Source organism: Paenibacillus sp. FSL R7-0333 (assembly GCF_038000365.1).
Taxonomy (GTDB): Bacteria; Bacillota; Bacilli; order Paenibacillales; family Paenibacillaceae; genus Paenibacillus_AQ; species Paenibacillus_AQ silagei.
The window spans coordinates 6,984,538-7,001,705 of sequence record NZ_JBBOBZ010000001.1 but is presented as its reverse complement, the minus strand read 5'-3'; the positions used below and the strand labels follow the sequence as shown (position 1 = coordinate 7,001,705).

The following is a 17,168-nucleotide window of genomic DNA, read 5'->3' as shown; positions in this document are numbered from 1 at the left end:
GGTGTGGGTGCCTGTTGTCCGTGAATTTCGATAAGGGGGTGAGTTGCTGCGCTGCCGGAAGGAATTCCGGTAATGAAGCTGGCTTAATGCAGTCTCTAAAAACAATTAAAGGGGATGTATGAAACAATGAAGAAAGCTCCAGCACGTAAACTGTCACTTGCGATGGTGCTGTGTCTATCCTTCACCATGATGCTCAGCGGCTGCGGCGGCAATAACAACGCTGCACCAACGCAGGCTCCGGCAGCTACAGAAGCGCCAACAACCGCACCTTCAGCAGATAACAACGCAGCAGCAACAGAGAGTCCGGATCCCGCTGCGGCAGGCAGTCCATTAGACTTGGCGATGAAGGGTGAATATAAAGGCACGAAGGTCACGATGTTCGGACCGTTCGTCGATGCGGACCAGGTGAAGTTCGAGAGCAGCATTAAGGAATTTGAAGAGAAGACCGGCATTGATATTCAATACGAAGGCTCCAAGGAATTCGAAGCCACGATTAATATCCGGGTCGATGGCGGCAATGCGCCGGATATCGCGGACTTCCCGCAGCCGGGCCTGCTCTCCTCTATTGCCAAGACCGGCAAGGTGATCGATCTGACCGGGGTGCTGGATCAGGCGAAGCTGACGGCCAATTACAATAAGAGCTGGCTGGATATGTCCACCATGGACGGCAAGGATGGCAAGATTATGGCCGGGATCTGGAACCGCAGCAACGTGAAGAGCCTGGTCTGGTATCCGAAGAAGCAATTTGACGAAGCGGGATATACGGTTCCGCAGACTTGGGATGAAATGATGGCCCTGACGGAGCAAATCGCCAAAGACGGTGATCCAGCCTGGGCAATCGGTATTGAGAGCGGCGCGGCAACCGGCTGGGCGGCAACCGACTGGGTAGAGAACATTATGCTGCGGACCACGACCCCTGAGAATTACGACAAGTGGGTAAGCGGTGAGCTTCCGTTCACCTCGCCGGAAGTGAAGAACGCGGTGGAAGTGATGTCCAAGATCTGGCTGAACAAGGATTATGTCTACGGCGGTGCTAAATCCATTGTCACTACTGCCTTCGGCGATGCTCCGAAGCCGATGTTCGAGAATCCGCCCAAAGCCTGGTTCAACCTGATGGGGAACTTCATTACCAGCTTCTTCCCGGAAACGGCCAAGGTGGATACAGACTATGACTGGTTCTATCTTCCGCCGATTGATGAGCAGTACGGCAAGCCGGTCCTGGTGGCAGGCGACATCTACGCTATGTTCAATGACCGCCCTGAAGTACGCGCTGTAATGGAGTTCTTCACTACTGGCGAATCGATCAAAAGCTGGGTGCAATCCGGCGGTGTCATTGCCCCGATGAATGATGCTTCCCTGGATTGGTACCAGTCCGAATCCGACCGCCGGATGGCGAAGCTGGTGCAGGATGCTTCGACCCTGCGCTTCGATGGCTCGGACCTGATGCCGGGCAAGGTGGGGGCAGGTACCTTCTGGAAGGGCATGACTGACTATGTGAGCGGAACCGCTACGCTGGATCAGGCCCTGGAGCAGATTCAGTCAGGCTGGAAGAACTAAGACCCAGGATGCGCGGGACTTAGACGCCAAGAGGTTGAAGGGGCGGTCTTGAGCAATCAAGCCTGCCCCTCAGCTGGTGGTAACGGGTGCTTATGAAGAGGGCTCTGCTCTAACAGAGCCTATAGGAGGAACCGATATGGATGCACAAATAAGGCCGGAGCCGGGGGCCGCCGGGGCGCAGGCCAGTCAGAGAATTAGCGGCAGGGCAGTGCTGCTATCGCTGGGCGTTTTGCTTGCGAATATTGTGGTCAACGGGCTGATTTTCCTGTTTTTCCGCGATTCAACGCTTCAACCGCTGCTGACTGCGGTGCTCGCAGTGTTGTGGGGCGTGCTGGGCGTATATCTGATCTACTACACCTTGACCTGGGCCGTGGAACAGTACCCGGACCATGTCCGCAGGAAGGTGCTGCCCTATGTTTTTGTCGGACCGGCTGTCCTTATTCTCGGTTGGCTGCTGATTCTGCCTGCCCTGCGGACGCTGTACTTAAGCTTCTTCAACGCTTCCTCCGAGAAGTTCGTCGGACTCAGCAATTACGCCGCGATCTTCAGCGACCGTCTGATGGCTACGGCTCTGCGCAACAACCTGCTCTGGGTGTTCGTGGGCACGCTGGCCTGTGTCTGCTTCGGGCTGCTGATTGCCATTCTTGCCGACCGGAGCAGCTATGAGCGGATCGCCAAATCGATTATTTTCATGCCGATGGCTATTTCCTTTGTTGCCGCCGGGGTCATCTGGAAGTTCGTCTATTATTATCAGCCGGGCGATGAGCAGATTGGCTTGCTGAATGCGATTGTGACCTATTTCGGCGGTGAACCGCAGGCCTGGACGAGTATGCTGCAGCCGTGGAACAACTTCTTCCTGATTATCATTCTGATCTGGATGCAGACGGGGTTTGCGATGGTTATTTTCTCAGCGGCCATCAAAGGAGTGCCCGAGGATATTCTGGAGGCTGCACGGGTGGATGGCGCGGGTGAGGTAAAGATCTTTTTTGGCATCATGATTCCTTACATCTCTACGACGATTCTGACGGTGACCACCACGATTATTGTCTTTACGCTGAAAATATTTGACGTTGTCATGGTGATGACAGGCGGTCAATATGATACAGAAGTTGTAGCGACGCAGTTCTACCGGCAGTTCTTCATGTACCGCAACTTCGGCTACGGCTCTACGCTGGCTATCGTGCTCCTGATCGCGGTATTGCCTGTTATCCTTATTAATCTGCGGCAGTTCCGCAAGCAGGGGGGATTCTAATGGTGGGCACCAAGAAAAAAAAAGGCAGCAAAACGGCCGTCAATCTGATTCTGGGCGTCATCTGCTTCCTCTGGATTCTGCCGACCTTCGGACTCTTCGCCTCCTCCTTCCGTCCTGCGGCGGATATTCTGCAGACCGGCTGGTGGAAGGTGTTCCCCCATCAGGAATGGAAAGCGGGAGAGACGGTGCAGCTTCCCAAGGAGGTGGATCTGCGGGAGCCGATTGAGGTGAACGGCAAGACCTATACGGATGAACAGCTCAAGGCAGGGGTGAAGGCGGATGGCAGCCGCCTGATGTGGGAGAACCGCAGGGCACGTACGGTGAATATGCAGGAGCAGGGCTGGCAGGCGGTGCCTGATCTCACGCTCGACAACTATAAGAATGTGCTGTCCGGCAAGGAGTACACACTCAAGGAAGCGGATGGCAGTGAAACGGTGCAAAAGGGGAGCGGATTGTCGCAGGCGTTCTGGAATACACTGACGATTGCTGTTCCGGCGACGGTGATTCCGGTGCTGATCGCCTCTTTTGCCGCCTATGCCTTCGCCTGGTTACGGTTCCCCGGACGCAAGACGCTGTTCGTCATCATTATTGCGATGCTGGTCATTCCGATTCAGGTTGCGCTCATTCCGGTACTCAAGGATTACACGGCGCTTGGGCTGAACGGCAGTTATCTGGGAATCTGGCTGGCACATACGGCCTTCGGCCTGCCGCTGGTTACGTACTTCATGTATAACTTCATCAGCCAGCTGCCGAAGGATCTGTTTGAATCGGCTTTTATTGACGGCGCCAGCCACTTTACTATTTTCAGCAGACTGATTCTGCCGCTATCCGTACCTGCACTCGCTTCCATCGGAATCTTCCAGTTCCTCTGGGTATGGAATGATTATCTGGTATCGCTGATCTTCATCGGGAACCAGCCGTCGGTACAGGTCATGTCGATGAAGATCGCCGATCTGGTCGGCTCGCGCGGCAATGACTGGCATCTGCTGACCTCGGCAGCCTTTATCTCGATGCTGATGCCGCTGGCGATCTTCTTCCTGCTGCAAAAGTATTTCGTCCGGGGTCTGATGGGCGGCTCAGTCAAAGGCTGATCTGCGGCTGGGACAAGAGAAGTCGGCAATCGGGAGGAGAATACGAAGATGAGACCGGAGATCAGTGCGGAGATAAGTACGGAGATACGCACGGAGATGAACATAAAGATGAAGTCCTGTAAGCATCCTCCCGCCTTATATCCTTACCGGGAGTGGAGTATCGAAGAGGAACACTACGAGGATGAATACAATCAGCGGAGCGAGAGTGTCTTCGCACTAGGCAACGGCTATATCGGCATGCGCGGGAATTTCGAGGAAGGCTATCAAGGCAAGGCGGGGGCTTCGGTAGCCGGGAATTATCTGAACGGCTTCTTTGATTCTGAGCCGGTTGTCTATCCTGAGGGGGCCTTCGGGTACCCCTCCCGCAACCATGCCATGCTGAATGTGAGCGATGCCCGTATCATCCGGCTGAGCATCGAAGGCCATGAGTTCCGGCTGGATCAGGGGAAGCTGCACCGGTATAAGCGCCGGCTGGATATGCGGAGCGGTATGCTGCACCGGGAGCTGGAGTGGGAATCTCCCGCCGGACACCGGGTACTGCTGGTGATCCGCCGGATGGTTGCCTTGACGCATAAGCATCTGGCCGCTATCGACTATGCGGTGACGGCGCTGAACTTCTCCGGGACACTGAAGTTCGATTCAGCGGTGGACGGCGAAATTGTCCGGCCTGAGGTTACCGGTGACCCGAGGCTGGGGGCGGGCGGCGGCGAGTCCCGCCTGCTGCTGGAGGATACCGGATATGACGCTGCCGCCCGGAAGCTGTGGATGAAGCAGCGCACCCGCCACACGCGGTTTGCGCTGCTGACCGCTGTCAGCCATGCGCTGCAGGCGAAGTCCGGGCGCGAGATGAGCCACCAATTGATCGGGCAGCGCATCTCCGTCTGTTACGCCGCTGCTGTCCGCAGTGGAGATACGGTGACGCTTACCAAATATATAACGTATCATACCTCCAGGGATTACAGGGAGGAGGAGCTGCCCGGCCGGAGTGCTGAAGTCTTGGCGCTGGCCAATGAGCTGGGCTTCGCCGGTCTGGCCGAGGAGCAGCAGACGTATCTGGACAGCTACTGGGCACATGCGGATGTGGAGATTAGCGGTGATCCTGCACTCCAGCAGGGCATCCGCTTCAATGCTTATCAGCTCCTGCAATCCGTGGGCCGGGACGGAGCAACGAATATCGGAGCCAAGGGCTTGACCGGCGAAGGCTATGAGGGGCATTATTTCTGGGATACGGAGATGTACATGCTGCCGTTCTTCACCTTCACGCAGCCGGAGATCGCCCGTGCGCTGCTGGAATTCCGTTATGCTACGCTCGGCAAGGCCAGAGAGCGGGCAGCGGTCATGTCGCAGAAGGGGGCGCTGTACCCGTGGCGGACCATTGACGGCGAGGAGAACTCCGCCTACTTCCCCGCAGGCACTGCCCAGGCGCATATCAATGCCGACATTGCCTACGGCCTGAAGCAATATATCCAGGCCACTGGCGATATGGATTTTCTGGTTAGCCGGGGTGCGGAGATGCTGTTCGAGACCTCAAGGTTCTGGGCCGATCTGGGCCACTACAACCCCGCGCGCGGAGGGGCCTTCTGCATTGATGCAGTAACAGGGCCGGATGAATATACGGCGATTGTGAATAACAATGCTTACACCAACCTCATGGTGCAGGATCAGCTCCAGTATGCCTATGAGACAGCTCTGCTGCTTCAGCGGGACTATCCCGCGGATTACGAACGGCTGCGGCAGGCGATCGGGTTAACTCCCGAAGAGGCAGAGGGCTGGAGAGAGGCCGCAGCACGGATGTTCATTCCTTTTGACGAGCAGCTCGGGATCTATGCCCAGGATGACACCTTTCTGAGTAAGCAAAAATGGGATTTCGAGCATACGCCTGCGGATAAGTATCCGCTGCTGCTCCACTATCACCCGCTGGTGATCTACCGGCATCAGGTGCTGAAGCAAGCCGATCTGGTAATGGCTCTGTTCCTGCTCGGGAACAAGTTCAGTCTGGCGGATAAGCTCCGCAACTACCATTATTATGAGCCGCTGACGACGCATGACTCCTCGCTGTCTCCTTGCATCCACAGTATTATGTCTGCGGAGATCGGCGATCTGGCCGGGGCATACCGTTATTTCAGCCGTACGGTACGGATGGATCTGGACGATATCAACCACAATGCCAAGGACGGGCTGCATATGGCGGCGATGGCCGGGTCCTGGATGTCGATTGTGAACGGCTTCGGCGGCATGCGGCTGGCTCAGGGGGAGCTGGGCTTTGCCCCTGTCCTGCCGGAGCAGTGGGAGAGCTACCGCTTCAAGGTTACAGTAGGCGGTCAGCTGCTGGATATCTTCGTTGAACGTGAGGCGGTAGTGTATACGCTGCTGGAGGGGACGGCGCTTGAGATCAGGCATAAGAAGCAGGCGCTACAGCTGCTTCCGCAGGAGCCGGTGAGGATCCCTTTCGCGGGGCGGCTGGAGGCCGTAATCTTCGATCTCGACGGCGTGATTACGGATTCCGCTGAATTTCATTATCTGGCCTGGCAGGCGCTCGCGGATGAGCTGGGTATACCCTTCAGCCGGGAAAAGAATGAACGGCTGAAGGGCGTCAGCCGGATGGAGTCGCTGGAGATTGTGCTGGAGGGCAGCGGTCTTGCGAAGCTGCCTGAAGCCGGGAAGCTCCGGCTGGCGGAGCAGAAGAACGATCATTACCGGCAGATGATCGGCCGGATCACCCCGGCGGACCTCCTGCCGGGGATCCGGGAGCTGCTCGATTCCCTGCATGAGCGGGGAATCTCCGTGGGGCTGGCCTCGGCCAGCCTGAATGCGCCGCTCATTCTGGAGCGCCTCGGCGCAGCCCGTTGGTTCCAGGCGGTTGCCGACCCGTCTGCGCTCCGGAAGGGCAAGCCCGATCCGGAGATCTTCCTGCAGGTGGCAGAGCGGCTGGGTGTTCCGCCGGGCAACTGCATCGGCGTGGAGGATGCAGCCGCAGGCGTGGCCGCGATTCGTGCGGCAGGCATGAAGGCTGTGGGCATCGGCGCGGCCGGGCAGCTTGGCGCGTCCGACCTGGTGCTGCCCTCTACGGCGGAGCTGGACGCCGGGAAGCTGCTGGAGCTGTTCGCGGCGCGTTAGCCGCTTGTGGAAGGCGGCATCGGATAGCGAGAGTGCTGTCCGTATAGTAAGGGAGCAGGGGCGTGGCAGGGTGTATGCGAAAAACCGAACACATTGTGCTGCGAGAAGGCACGCGGCCGCAATGTATGCGAATACAATTTGTTATGCGAGGGCTAGTGGACCAAATGTATGCGAAAAAGCGAATACAATGTGCTGGCGAGGAATAGAACATTATTTACTCAAAAGTCGATTTTGTTCATGCTACACAGCACTTACTATGAGATTAAACAAGGGGCTGTCCCATAGCCATGCAATGGCTGTTTGGGCAGCCTCTTCTGTTTCGGCTTTGGCCGGAAGCGGGCTATACGGGGAAATGAAGGGGATAAATCCCATTAAATCAGCCGGAAACGGGCCGGATGGGAAAATGAAAGGGATAAACCCCATTAAATTGGCCGGAAGCGGGCCGGATGGGAAAATGAAGGGGATAAATCCCATTGAATCGGCCGGAAACAGGCCCGATGGAGAGGGGCTGTCCCAAGAGTAATTTTCTATGAGCGACGACAGCCACTTGCAGAAATCTCCGGAAGCCTCGATTGTTCTTCAGTTGTCCAAGCAATTTCCGGTTCTGTCATTCAGCGTACAGCTAATGGGTCGTCTTTTAAGGCAACACCTCCTTACGCAACTGCCGAACGCCCTCTGAGCTATTTTTTTGTTTCTTTTTTAGCATGGATGAGTGGTTTCCCGCTTAAGCAGCGGTGCGGACGGAACGATTGTGTAAAAGCGGAAGCGGTCGCCTTTGTGTCCGGATTTTCACCGCTAAGGGGAATGAAAAAAATCTGGACACAACAGCGATTGGAACAACGGTCCGTTTGCGGAGCGTCCACCTAAGTGCTCATGTTGATTCCACTCCGCAATAAAGAGCTGTCACAAGCAGCCATTTCATGACTTTTGAGACAGCCCCTTCTTTCGGTATACGCCCAGCATGGGCGCCATCACTAGGGTGAAAGTCCCGGACGGGGGCTGGCGAACGCCTACCGTTAGCCAAGAGCAAGGGTGTCCGCCGCGAGGCGGAATCTGAAGGAAGCTGGAGGTAAATGCACGAACCAAGGTATACGAACTCAATTTGAGGTAGGGATAGTCGGATGAGTCATCACAACATGACAAAATCATAGTCAGCAGAGGCCATAGTACGGGAGTACGGAACGCCAGAAACCGGAAGGGCTGAACCGAAAGGAGAGAGGAAACCGATGCGTTCGCATGAAGAGCAAAGACAGCAGAATATCTCGCAAGAGAGCTTATGGCAAAGAGGAGCGGTGAAGCCGTCAGGGCAAAAAAGATCCTTACTTCTAGGAAAAAGTAGAGTGCCGGAGTACTATACATGTTTAACTATCATTCGACGTTAATTCAACTCTTTCGGAAATATTTTTACTTATTTCTTCAGGATTTTTAATGCCAATGATCAACTTTGATATTTTGAATTTACCAACTTTAAAGCTATCCAAATCGAAATGAAGAGTTTCTAGCTCATTCTCAAAAAAGTGCAGTTGAAAACCACCTTTTGATCTAAATAACCCATTTCTCTTTTCTCCTAATAAAGCACCATATAGTTTAAAAGCATTTGGTATCGGTCTGCCTGTTGTTATTCCCTTGATGAAAGAGTATGGAATTTGCAACCCTTTATCTATTTTTAAAAAGGGTGAGTTTCCAAGGTCGATATTTACGTAGGTTTCCATTAGTTGAATTTTACGTTCCATATTTTGAATCCCCATTCCATTTATTTCGCAACTCATAATTACATATAATACCACAAAACCCTCTTTTCATAAAAAAGTTTGATTGTGATGTTTTATTATTCTTCTTTAGGTGGCTAAATTTCTTTTCTGAAAGTGTGATCAGCACAAGCGGCGAGAAGAACGTTCTAATTAAGATTTTGCCGCAAGGCTGGTTGTTCTTTAGTAAGTCGCCACGTGACCATGAATTTGTTGTCCTTGATCCTGACACACTGGAGCTTGCTGTCGCGGCGATATATGGGGGGGGGTTCGATAGTAGCCCTTCAAGTAGCTGCCCTCTCAGGTAGTCCCCCCCTCCTCCAGCTCCACAGGCAGAATGTGCGCGGCGGCTACGCTCTGGCCCTTCACCTGCTGCAGGATCAGGTCCACGGCGAGCTTGCCGATCGCTTCCATCGGCTGGCGGATGGTGGAGATCGGCAAATCGAGCAGGCTGCGGAGCGCGATGCCGTCATAGCCGACGATCTTCACATCCTCCGGGACGCGCCGTCCTCTGGTACGGCAGGCCTTCAGGGCATAGGCGGCGATGATATCGCTGCCCGCAAAAATCCCGTCCACCTCAGGATGCTCCAGGAAGAGCTGCCCGAGCAGCTGCTCGTAAGCTTCGAAGTCGAAGCTGTTGTTGTCGGTATGGAGGGTGACATACTCCAGGCTGTGCTGCTTCGCCATATCCTCGAAGGCCACGCAGCGCAGATGGGATAAGATGTTCAGCTTGGGATGCCCGCCGATATGGGCGAGGTGCCGGCAGCCTTTTTGAATCAGAAGAGTGGTAGCCAGCTTGCCTCCCTCATAATTATCCGAACAGACATAAGGGATATCCGGTGAGATCTGCCGGTCGAATGTCACCAGCGGCAGATTCATCTGCCGGTAGGCTTCCACCTCCAGCGTATGGCTGCCCATAATAATGCCGTCTACCCGGCTTGCGCGCAGCATATGGATGTATTCCTGTTCCTTCTGCTTGTCCTGCCACGAATTGCAGAGCAGCAGCTTATAGCCTTCCCGGTAGGCATGTTCTTCAATATGACTGGTCAATTCGCCGAAAAAAGGCAAAGACACATGCGGAATAATCAGTCCGATGATGTTGGATTTCGAGCGGCTAAGGGAGCGGGCCAGTTCGTTCGGCCGGTAATTCAGCTCCTCCATCGCCTGGTGCACCTTGTGCTTCAATTCCTCGCTTAAGTAACCCCTGTTGTTCAGTACCCGGGATACGGTGGTTGCCGATACGCCAGCCTTCAGCGCAACGTCTTTGATGGTCGGCATGGCCTGGCCTCCTGTCTGAGCAGTCAACTGCAGATTCATTCTAACGTGAGCGGTCTGCTCTGTCCAATATCGACGGTTGCTGTCGCTTTTTGTTGTTTCTAAAAACACCTTTACCCCCTATAATTGTATCAAAGCAGTCCCCGTAATGAAGCCCCATGAATACATTATCCTTCTACTTGTCAGATTCCGATTATGAGATAGATGAACGGGAGTGTGCGAATGAGTGTAGAACATATTCATCTCAGGTTGTTAAGAAGCTTGCTTGTGCCTCTGTTGATCTTCCTGTGTACAACAGGCCCGGCAGGAGCTGCATTCGCCGCAGCCGAGGAGCTTCCCGCCCGGAATGTGCTGGTGCTGCATTCCTATCACAAGGGTTTTGCCTGGACCGATGACCAAAGTGCCGGAATAGAGGAACGTCTCAAGGGCACAGCTAATCCCCCCGTCATCTACACTGAATATATGGACTGGAAAAGGTACCCCACGCAGGGTAACCTCGAACATTTCTACGAAACCATCCGCTTCAAGTATCAGAACATCCCTATTCATACGATCATTACAACGGACGATGCGGCGCTGAGCTTCGCAATGAAGTACCGCCATGAGCTTCTGAACGATGCTCCGATTATTTTCAGCGGGGTCAACGAGCTGGGGGTGTCCAGTATCGAGGACCAGAGCAACATGACAGGCGTTATTGAGAAAATAGATGCCGCACCCACCATCCGTATGGCCATGGACCTTAATCCTTCGCTGAAAAAGGTGTATGTCGTCTTCGATAATTCGGAGAGCGGACTGTCAACCGGCCGGATGGTGATGGATCAGATTAGCGCCTTGAATCCGGGGCTTGAGCTGTTCCCCATGAACCGCTTGTCCATGGAACAGATCACAGCCACGGCAGCGGCGCTGTCCCCGGACAGTATTGTGCTCATGACTACATATTATAGTGACTCTACCGGAAGAATTGTGGAATTCGACAGGTTCGCAAGCGAGCTGGGCAAGAGCAGCAGTGTTCCGGTGTACCATATCTATGATTTTGCATTGAACCACGGCGCCTTCGGCGGGAGCCTGATCAGCGGCAGAAGGCAGGGGCAGACGGCGGCCGATCTGGCGCTGCGTATCCTGAAGGGGGAGCGTGCCGGGGATATCCCGGTGGTGACCGACAGTAATGTACGCAAGGTGTTTGATTACAATGAGCTGCAGCGGTTCAAGATATCACCGGATAAGCTGCCGGAGGGCAGCGAAGTGATTAACGAGCCGTTCTCCTTTTATCAGACCTACAAGGTGCTGGTGCTGAGCATCGTGGCTGCCTTTGCAGTGCTGGTAGCCTTCATTCTGGTGTTGTTATTCTATGTGCAGCTGGTCAGAAGGATTAGAAGCAACCTGGAAAAAAGCAATGAACGCTTCAGCCTGGCAACCTATGGCTCGGATGCGGTAATCTGGGACGTTGATATGTCTACGATGATCTATTATTTCTCGGACAGCTGGTATGAGGTGCTGGGATATGCCCGGGATGAGCTTAATGAGAGCCGCGGCGGCTGGCGGGATATTCTCCATCCGGAGGATGCCGAGCAGGAGAACCGGCTGCGTATCCAGCATCTGGAGGGTCGTTCTTCTTACTACTACGCTGAATACCGGATGCGGAGCAAGGCAGGTGAATACAAGTGGTTTCAGGCGCGGGGCAAGGTGCTGCGTAATGCGGGCGGCGGATATATCCGGTTTGCCGGGTCGATGGTGGATGTCACGGACCGCAAGGGTTATGAGAGTAAGCTGCAGACGAGCTATCAGGAGCTGGAATCGACCTATGAGGAGCTGACTGCCCTGCAGGATGAGCTGCTGGAGCAGTATAACAAGGTGGTGGAGAATCAGGCGCTGCTGCAGACCAGTGAGGAGAAATACCGGCTGCTGGCTTATAATGACGTGCTTAGCGGTCTGCCGAACCGGCTGTCGTTAGCCGAGGAGCTGCAACAATTCATTGAAGAGCATTCCGGCGGCCATGCGGCGTTGTTCTTCCTGGATCTCGATAACTTCAAGTACATTAATGACTCCATGGGCCATACCTTCGGGGATGAGCTGCTGGTTCAGGTCGGGGAACGGCTGCTTAGCCGCTCTGACGGGCGCAGTAAGCATTTCCGCTTCGGCGGCGATGAGTTTGTGATTCTGTTCAAGGATGTGGCGGAAGCAGGAGAGGTGATCCGCTATGCGGATTCCCTGGTACAGGGCTTCATGGAGCCGTTCCAGCTTCATGCAAGTGTGGTGCATATCTCGGCCAGTATCGGGATTGCCCAATACCCGGAGAACGGGAAGAGTGCGGAAGAGCTGCTGAAGAATGCAGACATTGCCATGTACAAGGCCAAAGAAGCGGGCAAAGGCAGCTATATGATCTACGGGCAGGAGATGCAGCAGTATTTTGACGAACGGATGATTATTGAGAATCACTTAAGAAGCGCGGTATCCAATAATGAGCTGTCGCTGCATTACCAGCCGCTGGTGGATACCGGCTCCGGTGAGCTCTGGGGCTTCGAGGCGCTGATCCGTTGGAACAGCCCGGTGCTCGGCTTCGTCTCCCCCTTATCCTTCATCCGCATTGCCGAGGACTGCCGCCTGATCATCCCCATAGGGGAGTGGGTGCTGCGGGCTGCCTGCCGGTTCACCAAGGATCTGCAGAATCAGGGCTATGAGGGCTATCATATCTCGGTCAATATCTCCGTCATTCAGCTGATGCAGGATGACTTCACAGAGATGGTGCTGAGCGTGCTGGAGGATACCGGGCTTGCGCCGGAGCATCTGGAGCTGGAGATTACGGAATCGATCTTCATGGAATCCTTCGAGGCGATCAGCTCCAAGCTGGAGGCGCTCAAGGAGAGGGGCATTGGCATTGCGCTGGATGACTTCGGAACGGGCTATTCCTCACTCAGCTATCTGAAGCAGCTCCCGATTACTACCCTGAAGATCGACAAGTCCTTCATCGACAGCATCGATACCCCGAACAATAGGTCGCTGGCCAGCTCCATCGTCACCATCGGCCATGATATGGGACTGAACGTTACGGCTGAAGGGGTGGAGACCCCGGAGCAGCTTGCTTTTCTGGAGCGGACCCGCTGTGACAAGATTCAGGGCTACTATATCAGCAAGCCTATTCCGGAGAAAGAGGTCGCGGGCTGGGTCGCTGGGCGGATGGCGGGTTGAGGTAAGTTAGCGCTATTTCAGCAGCTTCCGCGCCAGCTTGACCTTGCTGCCGTAGGGCGGGTAGACAATGCCGAGGTCAAGACGGGTGCCTCGCTTAACAATGCTTTTGTGATGGGAGAAGAGGTCAAAGCTGTATTTGCCGTGGTAGCCGCCGATCCCGGAATTCCCGACACCTCCGAACGGCAGCCGGGTGCTGGCTACATGGGAGATGGTATCGTTGATGCAGCCGCCGCCGAAGGACACCTCGGTCATCACCTGTTGCTCCACCTGCTTATCGCGGGTGAACAGATAGAGAGCGAGTGGCTTCGGACGGGCGTTGATGCTCTGGATGGCCTCCTCCAGCCGGGTATACTCCATAATCGGCAGCACAGGCCCGAAGATCTCATCCTCCATGGAAGCGTCACTCCAGGCCGCCGGATAAATCAGAGACGGCTCGATATATAGCTCCTCGGGAATGACCGTCCCGCCCAGAATCAGCTTATCGCGGTCCCGCTCCAGCATCTCCCCGATCCGCCGCAGCTGACGTTCATTCACGATCCGTCCGTAGTCTGTGTTCTGCCGGATATCTGTGCCATAGAAATCAGTGACGCAGCGCTTCATCCGCTCAATCAGCTCGGCTGCTACCTCCCTATGGACCAGCAGATAATCAGGCGCAATACAGGTCTGTCCCACATTGATCAGCTTCCCCCAGACAATCCGCTTCGCGGCGGTCTCCAGGTCGGCGCTCCGGTCGACGATTACGGGGCTCTTGCCGCCCAGCTCAAGGGTCACCGGTACCAGGTTCTTCGCCGCCGCTTCCATGACAATTCTGCCGACAGGCACACTCCCCGTGAAAAAAATATAATCGAACGCCGCATGAATCAGCAGATTCGTCGTTTCCTTCTCACCCTGTACTACCCGGATATAAGCGGGATCAAAGGTCTCCCGGATCATGTCATCAATGACAGCGGAGGTAGCGGGCGTGCTCTCGGAGGGCTTCAGTACGGCGCAGTTCCCGGCGGCAATGGCGCCGATTAACGGCTCGATCAGCAGCTGGAACGGGTAGTTGAACGGCCCGATAATTAGCACCGTCCCGTAAGGCTCAGCTATGATTCTGCTCCGTGCCGGGAACAGGTGCAGCGGTGAGCCTACCTTCACCGGCTTCATCCAGCGCCGTAGATGCTTCATCATATAGCCGATGCTGTCCAGCGTGAATCCGATCTCTGTGGCGTAAGCCTCGAATTCGCTTTTATGCAGATCCTGGTTCAATGCAGCGATAATCCGGGCTTCATTTCGAGAGATGGCATCCTTCAGCTTCTGAAGCTGCTCCAGCCGGAAGCCGGGGGTTCTCGTGACTCCGCTGGCGAACCATTGTCTGTGCTCAGCCAGCAGCCGGTCGATCTGTTGTGCAGTGTATGGTGGCATGCTTGTATCCTCCTTGGTTATTTGCGGTTCCTATAGATTGCCTGCCGAAGAGGGCAGAGTCTGGATGTAATCATGCATCCGGCTCCGGTTCAGCAGGGTGATTTCATTGCCCTTGAATTCTATCCAGCCCTGGTCGCGCAGGAATCCCAGCTCCCGCGACAAGGAGGGGCGGGCTGTATTCATATGCTCGGCCCATTCCTTCCGGCTGAAGGGGAGCTTCAGCCGATCGGACTCCTGCTGCTCTCCCTGCTCCAGCAGGAAGTCTACGATACGGCGGCGCAGCGGACCGGCGGACAGGTTCTCGATCTTCCGGTTCACGAGCACCAGCCGCTCGGACAGATTCTCGATGAAGCGGGTGAGGATATCGGTGTCGGCCGCGAATAATCTCAGCAGCTCCTGCTTGCTGATGAACATCACCTTGCAGGGGCCAGTGGCTGTGACGGTGGCGGGCACGGTGTTATTCCTGCGGAATAATACAGCTTCGCCTATGGTCTGCCCTTCCTTTAGGTGGGCGATGGTTACACTGCTGCCGGTAGGGTGTGTCTTCTGCACCTCAATGCGGCCGGAGAGCAGAATACCAAGCCGGTCCGCCGGATCACCCTCTGCCAGAATAATCGCATTCTTATGGTAGGAACTTACAGAGTAAGCCAGTGTATGCAGCAGCTGTTCGATCTCATCTGCGGACTTTCCGCGAAATAGCAGGCAGGATTGCAGCGAAGCAGGCTCCGGTCTCATACTTTTCCTCCCGATGTGTTGTAATTGGTAACATTCGTTACCGATTGATAGACGAAAGTCTACTACAATTATTGGTAACTGTAAAGGCGAGGCACAGAGCGATTCCATTAATGATAAGGAGTGATCCAGGTAATGAGCGAAATGTTTTGTTTCCAGTGTCAGGAGGCAGCTAAGGGGACGGGTTGTACGATTCAGGGGGTGTGCGGTAAGACCAGTGAGGTAGCAAATCTGCAGGATCTTCTGGTGTATACACTTAAGGGTATTGCCATCTTCGCGCGCAGCGGGCGTGAGCTGGGGATTACTGATCCGGTGACGGAGAAATTTATGATAGAGAGCTTGTTCGCTACCATTACCAATGCTAACTTTGTGCCGGAATACTTCACGGCGAAGATCCGGGAAGGACTGGCCCTGCGGGATCTGTGGCACAGCAGAGTGGCTGATGCCGGAGTGATGGCCTATTTGTCGGAGCATGACGCGGCGAACTGGAATGCAGTGACCGATGAAGAGCTGATGGACAAGGCGGCAACGGTAGGTGTGCTAGCTACAGAACATGAGGATATCCGCTCTTTGCGCGAGCTGCTGACCTATGGCCTGAAGGGAATGGCTGCTTACATGGAACATGCCGCGGTATTGGGCTTCTACGAAGCAGGAGCACATGCTTTTATGGAGAAAGGCTTGGCAGCTGCATTGGATAACAATCTGAGCGGCGGTGAGCTGACAGCGCTGGTGCTGGAATGCGGCAAGTTCGGCGTGGATGTGATGGCGCTGCTTGACCGTGCGAACACCGCAGCCTACGGCAATCCGGAGATTACCACAGTCAATATTGGGGTAGGCACGAACCCTGGTATTCTGATCAGCGGTCATGACCTCAAGGATATGGAGGCGCTGCTGAAGCAGACCGAGGGTACCGGAGTGGATGTGTACACGCACAGTGAGATGCTGCCGGCCCACTACTACCCGGCCTTCAAGAAGTATAGCCACTTCGTAGGCAACTACGGCAATGCATGGTGGAAGCAGAATGAGGAATTCGCCAGCTTCAATGGTCCGATTCTGATGACTACGAACTGCATTGTGCCGCCGAAGGACAGCTACAAAGACCGGCTGTACACGACAGGCAACACCGGGTATCCGGGAATTCAGCATATCGCGGCAGGCGCGGATGGAGAGAAGGATTTCTCGGCGCTGATTGAGCAGGCCAAGAGCTGTGGCGCTCCGGTGGAGATTGAGACAGGCGAGATTATCGGCGGCTTCGCGCATGCGGCTGTAATGAATGTCGCGGATCAGGTGGTTGGAGCAGTAGAGAGCGGCGCCATCAAGCAATTCTTCGTCATGGCTGGGTGCGACGGACGGATGAAGAGCCGGAATTATTACACCGACTTCGCGGCAGAGCTGCCGAGTGACACGGTGATCCTGACCGCCGGCTGTGCCAAATACAAATATAACAAGCTGGCGCTTGGCGATATCGGCGGAATTCCCCGTGTACTTGATGCCGGCCAGTGCAATGACTCCTATTCCCTTGTGGTCATAGCGCTTAAGCTGAAGGAAGTGTTCGGTCTTGCAGACATCAACGATCTTCCGATCTCCTATAACATTGCCTGGTATGAGCAAAAAGCGGTGATTGTACTGCTGGCGCTGCTGCATCTGGGCGTGAAGAACATTCATCTGGGTCCTACACTTCCGGCCTTCCTGTCGCCTAATGTAGCTAAGGTTCTGGTAGATACCTTCGGCATCGGCGGTATTACTACGGTACAGGAAGACATGGAGCGGTTCATTGCTGCGGTATAATGCAATACAGCTTCAGCA

The 17,168-nt window shown here is 54.9% G+C and carries 11 protein-coding genes; 7 read left to right on the top strand and 4 right to left on the bottom strand.

From position 1 onward, the window contains the following. Positions 1 to 126: 126 nt before the first annotated feature. The 4 genes from MKY86_RS29990 to pgmB all read left to right on the top strand — a co-directional run bounded on the left by MKY86_RS29990 (position 127) and on the right by pgmB (position 7,017). On the top strand, positions 127 to 1,557 hold the full coding sequence (locus MKY86_RS29990) for an ABC transporter substrate-binding protein (RefSeq protein ID WP_076074757.1): 1,431 nt from the start codon (positions 127 to 129) through the stop codon (positions 1,555 to 1,557). Between the two features lie 136 nt (positions 1,558 to 1,693). Next, entirely contained in the window at positions 1,694 to 2,809 is a 1,116-nt protein-coding gene (locus MKY86_RS29985) for a carbohydrate ABC transporter permease (RefSeq protein WP_076074754.1), read from the top strand. Continuing rightward, positions 2,809 to 3,900 (top strand): carbohydrate ABC transporter permease, encoded by a 1,092-nt coding sequence (locus MKY86_RS29980; RefSeq protein ID WP_076074751.1) that lies wholly within the window; start codon positions 2,809 to 2,811, stop codon positions 3,898 to 3,900. The genes MKY86_RS29985 and MKY86_RS29980 overlap by 1 nt, the downstream gene beginning before the upstream one ends. A gap of 48 nt (positions 3,901 to 3,948) precedes the next feature. Continuing rightward, the gene (gene pgmB, locus MKY86_RS29975) at positions 3,949 to 7,017 is read left to right on the top strand and encodes a beta-phosphoglucomutase (RefSeq protein WP_340827669.1); all 3,069 of its coding nucleotides are present in this window, start codon (positions 3,949 to 3,951) and stop codon (positions 7,015 to 7,017) included. A 1,361-nt stretch (positions 7,018 to 8,378) separates the two neighbouring features. On the opposite strand, the gene MKY86_RS29970 is transcribed toward pgmB, so the two are convergent. After that, positions 8,379 to 8,750, bottom strand: coding sequence for a hypothetical protein (locus tag MKY86_RS29970; RefSeq protein ID WP_143803528.1), 372 nt, complete (start codon positions 8,748 to 8,750; stop codon positions 8,379 to 8,381). A gap of 134 nt (positions 8,751 to 8,884) precedes the next feature. Between MKY86_RS29970 and MKY86_RS34245 the strand changes: the two genes are divergently transcribed. Beyond that, positions 8,885 to 9,073: a hypothetical protein gene (locus MKY86_RS34245; RefSeq protein ID WP_445669917.1), complete on the top strand. Its 189-nt coding sequence runs from the start codon at positions 8,885 to 8,887 to the stop codon at positions 9,071 to 9,073. On the opposite strand, the gene MKY86_RS29965 is transcribed toward MKY86_RS34245, so the two are convergent. Continuing rightward, entirely contained in the window at positions 9,066 to 10,043 is a 978-nt protein-coding gene (locus MKY86_RS29965) for a LacI family DNA-binding transcriptional regulator (RefSeq protein WP_076074744.1), read from the bottom strand. The genes MKY86_RS34245 and MKY86_RS29965 overlap by 8 nt on opposite strands. A gap of 219 nt (positions 10,044 to 10,262) precedes the next feature. Between MKY86_RS29965 and MKY86_RS29960 the strand changes: the two genes are divergently transcribed. After that, positions 10,263 to 13,226: an ABC transporter substrate binding protein gene (locus MKY86_RS29960; RefSeq protein WP_076074741.1), complete on the top strand. Its 2,964-nt coding sequence runs from the start codon at positions 10,263 to 10,265 to the stop codon at positions 13,224 to 13,226. Positions 13,227 to 13,238: 12 nt separating this feature from the next. Here MKY86_RS29960 and MKY86_RS29955 read toward each other — a convergent pair whose 3' ends face one another. Together MKY86_RS29955 and MKY86_RS29950 are read right to left on the bottom strand one after the other, a co-directional pair. Next, the gene (locus MKY86_RS29955; RefSeq protein WP_076074739.1) at positions 13,239 to 14,630 is read right to left on the bottom strand and encodes an aldehyde dehydrogenase; all 1,392 of its coding nucleotides are present in this window, start codon (positions 14,628 to 14,630) and stop codon (positions 13,239 to 13,241) included. Between the two features lie 30 nt (positions 14,631 to 14,660). Then, a complete protein-coding gene (locus tag MKY86_RS29950) occupies positions 14,661 to 15,365 on the bottom strand; it encodes a Crp/Fnr family transcriptional regulator (protein ID WP_076074736.1) in 705 nt (234 codons plus the stop codon). Positions 15,366 to 15,497: 132 nt separating this feature from the next. On the opposite strand from MKY86_RS29950, the gene hcp reads away from it, so the two are divergent. Further along, positions 15,498 to 17,150 (top strand): hydroxylamine reductase, encoded by a 1,653-nt coding sequence (gene hcp / locus MKY86_RS29945; protein WP_143803526.1) that lies wholly within the window; start codon positions 15,498 to 15,500, stop codon positions 17,148 to 17,150. The last annotated feature ends 18 nt before the right edge of the window (positions 17,151 to 17,168 follow it).

Excerpts from the sequence above, each read along its gene's own strand:
- MKY86_RS29950 (WP_076074736.1), bottom strand. The coding sequence starts at position 15,365 with ATGAGACCGGAGCCTGCTTCGCTGCAATCCTGCCTGCTATTTCGCGGA.
- MKY86_RS29955 (WP_076074739.1), bottom strand. The coding sequence starts at position 14,630 with ATGCCACCATACACTGCACAACAGATCGACCGGCTGCTGGCTGAGCAC.
- MKY86_RS29990 (WP_076074757.1), top strand. The coding sequence starts at position 127 with ATGAAGAAAGCTCCAGCACGTAAACTGTCACTTGCGATGGTGCTGTGT.
- MKY86_RS29985 (WP_076074754.1), top strand. The coding sequence starts at position 1,694 with ATGGATGCACAAATAAGGCCGGAGCCGGGGGCCGCCGGGGCGCAGGCC.
- MKY86_RS29965 (WP_076074744.1), bottom strand. The coding sequence starts at position 10,043 with ATGCCGACCATCAAAGACGTTGCGCTGAAGGCTGGCGTATCGGCAACC.
- MKY86_RS29970 (WP_143803528.1), bottom strand. The coding sequence starts at position 8,750 with ATGGAACGTAAAATTCAACTAATGGAAACCTACGTAAATATCGACCTT.
- MKY86_RS29980 (WP_076074751.1), top strand. The coding sequence starts at position 2,809 with ATGGTGGGCACCAAGAAAAAAAAAGGCAGCAAAACGGCCGTCAATCTG.
- hcp (WP_143803526.1), top strand. The coding sequence starts at position 15,498 with ATGAGCGAAATGTTTTGTTTCCAGTGTCAGGAGGCAGCTAAGGGGACG.
- MKY86_RS29960 (WP_076074741.1), top strand. The coding sequence starts at position 10,263 with ATGAGTGTAGAACATATTCATCTCAGGTTGTTAAGAAGCTTGCTTGTG.
- pgmB (WP_340827669.1), top strand. The coding sequence starts at position 3,949 with ATGAGACCGGAGATCAGTGCGGAGATAAGTACGGAGATACGCACGGAG.